This is a genomic window from Gemmatimonadota bacterium (assembly GCA_026706345.1).
In the GTDB taxonomy this organism is placed as follows: Bacteria; JAAXHH01; JAAXHH01; order JAAXHH01; family JAAXHH01; genus JAAXHH01.
Genome location: JAPOYX010000035.1, coordinates 1 through 2,617, shown reverse-complemented (window position 1 = coordinate 2,617; position 2,617 = coordinate 1). Strand labels below are relative to the sequence as shown.

3 protein-coding genes are annotated in these 2,617 nt (G+C 61.8%); all 3 read right to left on the bottom strand.

Annotation, left to right across the window (positions count from 1 at the left end):
- Positions 1 to 656, bottom strand: a 656-nt coding sequence (locus OXG98_03690; GenBank protein MCY3771111.1) for a carbamoyl phosphate synthase small subunit, incomplete at its 3' end; no start/stop codon positions are given.
- Positions 657 to 670: 14 nt separating this feature from the next.
- On the bottom strand, positions 671 to 1,972 hold the full coding sequence (locus OXG98_03685; GenBank protein ID MCY3771110.1) for a dihydroorotase: 1,302 nt from the start codon (positions 1,970 to 1,972) through the stop codon (positions 671 to 673).
- Positions 1,973 to 1,978: 6 nt separating this feature from the next.
- On the bottom strand, positions 1,979 to 2,617 hold a 639-nt coding region (locus OXG98_03680), incomplete at its 5' end, for a hypothetical protein (protein MCY3771109.1).

The following is a 2,617-nucleotide window of genomic DNA, read 5'->3' as shown; positions in this document are numbered from 1 at the left end:
GGCGTGTGGGCCGGCACAACCCGCACCCGACAGCCCGCCTCAACCAGATGGCGCAGGATGTTGAACTTCACGCCAAAATCGTAGGCGACCACAGAGAAGTGCGGCTCGGGCGCGTGTCCCGCCCCCTGCTGTCGATAGCCGCCCTCCAACTCCCAGTAGCCCTGGGACCAGTCGTACGGCTCGCGACAGGTCACCTCTTTGACCAGATCACGTCCGACCAGGTCTGGGGCGGCTTGCGCTTTTTCCACCAGACGCTTGGCATCGAGGTCGCGGGTCGAGATCACGCCCTGTTGGGCGCCGCCGTCGCGAATGCGGCGAACGAGCGCACGGGTATCAATACCCTGAATGCCCACGATGTCATGCTCGCGCATATAGGCGGCCAGACTTTTCTGTGCCCGCCAGTTACTGGGCCGCTCCCAGTATTCCTTGACCACAAAGCCTTCAACAAAGGGTTGACGGGATTCGACATCTTCGACATTGACTCCGACATTGCCGATCTCGGGATAAGTCATGGTGACGATCTGGCCCTTATAGGAGGGGTCGGTGAGAATTTCCTGATAGCCGGTCAGCGAGGTGTTGAAGACGATCTCGCCGACCGCTTCTCCCCGAGCGCCAAAAGCGCTCCCCTCAAAGACCGTCCCATCGGCCAGGGCCAAGAGCGCTGTGTTCCTCACGCCGGCTGGCCCTCCTGTTCACGGTCATCGTACACGATCCGCCCATCGACCATGGTCAGCCGTACCTTACCGGTCAGCTCCCAGCCGGCAAAAGGCGTATTCTGACTGCGCGACCGAGCGGCGAGCGGGTCCAGCCGCCAACTCGCGTGCGCGTCAAAAAGCGTCAGGTCTGCTGGCTTACCCACCGCAAGCGTGCCAGAGGGGAGCCCTAGAATACGAGCCGGATTCACAGTCAGTTTCCGTATTGCCTCGGAGAGGGACAACACCCCGTCCCGGACTAAGTGCAGCGTCAACGGCAGGGCCGTCTCCAAGCCGGTCACGCCGTGAGCGGCCTGATCGAATTCAACCTCTTTCTCGTCCCGATGGTGGGGGGCATGGTCGGTCGCAATGGCGTCAATGGTTCCGTCTCGCAGGCCGTCCTTCATGGCCGCCACATCGTCGGCCAGTCGGAGCGGCGGGCTCATTTTCGCGTTGGTATTATACCCCTCAACCGCCTCTTCGGTGAGTGTAAAATGGTGCGGGGCGACCTCGGCCGTGACTGCCAAACCTTCGACCCTTGCCTGGCGGACCAAGTCCACCGATCGGCGGGTACTGATATGAGCGATATGTACCCGTCCGCGGGTGAGGCGCGCCAGGGCAATGTCACGGGCGACCATGACATCTTCGGCGACACTCGGGACGCCGCGAATCCCCAGGCGCACCGAGGTCGGCCCCTCGTTCATACTCCCTCCGGACGAGAGGCACAGGTCTTCCTCATGCACACTGATCGGCACGTCAAACATCGAGCAGTGTTCCAGTGCGCGGCGCATCAGGTTGTGATCCATAACCGAACGGCCGTCGTCTGGTAGGGCGACGGCGCCGGCCTCGATCATCTCCCCGATTTCGGCCAACTCTTCTCCGTGGAGGCCCTTTGAAAGCGCCCCGATCGGGAACACTCGAGCCAGCCCGGCACTGCGCGCCTGCTCGACAATAAAGCGCGTGACCGCCCCATTATCATTGATCGGATTGGTATTGGCCATACAGGCCACCGCGGTGAATCCGCCAGCCACCGCAGCCTGAGTACCGGTCAGAACCGTTTCTTTGTATTCATAGCCCGGCTCGCGCAGATGCACGTGCATATCAATCAATCCGGGAGCGACAACGCAGCCGGAGGCGTCAATACGCTGCGCCTCGGCCGAGGCAAAACCGCCGGGTTGGCCCAACTCACGAATCACGCCCTCTTCGATGAGGAGGTCGAGATCCGCCTCCAGCCCATTAGCCGGATCAATGACCGTTCCGTCCTGCACGACTATACGCATAGTTTATTACCCTACCGCCCGTTTGGGTAAAGGGCGCTCATCCCACTCACCGGGCTCTGTCTGCACATCAGGACTCTCCTGCTCGACCGCCTGCCCATTGGTCACAGACTGATCCTGGGTCGCCAGCCGCTCCTGGGTCGTGAGCAGGTAGAGAACGGCCATGCGGACCGCAACGCCGTTTGTCACTTGTTCGAGAATCACCGAGTACGGGCCGTCCGCAACCCGCGAGTCAATCTCAACACCGCGGTTCATCGGACCGGGGTGCAAAATAATCACGTTCGGCTTGGCTGCTCTGAGCGCCTCGACCGTCAGGCAGAAGCGACGGGCGTATTCGTCCAGGCTGGGAAAGAAATTCCGTGTTTGTCGCTCGCGCTGCAAGCGCAGCATCATAATCGCGTCAACACCGGCCAGGCCAGTCCGCAAATCCGTATGCCGTTCCACACCCCAGCGGCTGAATTCCGGCGGCAGCAGGGTTGGCGGGCCAATCAGCCGGACCTGAGCACCCAGGGTTGTCAGGGCCAGGATATTGGACCGCGCCACCCGGCTATGCAGGATGTCGCCTACAATGGCAATGGTTTTCCCCGCAACGTCGCCGAGATGTTCACGGATGGTCATGACGTCCAGGAGGGCCTGGGTCGGATGCTC

Coding starts and splice junctions, on each gene's coding strand:
- OXG98_03685 (MCY3771110.1), bottom strand. CDS start 1,972: ATGCGTATAGTCGTGCAGGACGGAACGGTCATTGATCCGGCTAATGGG.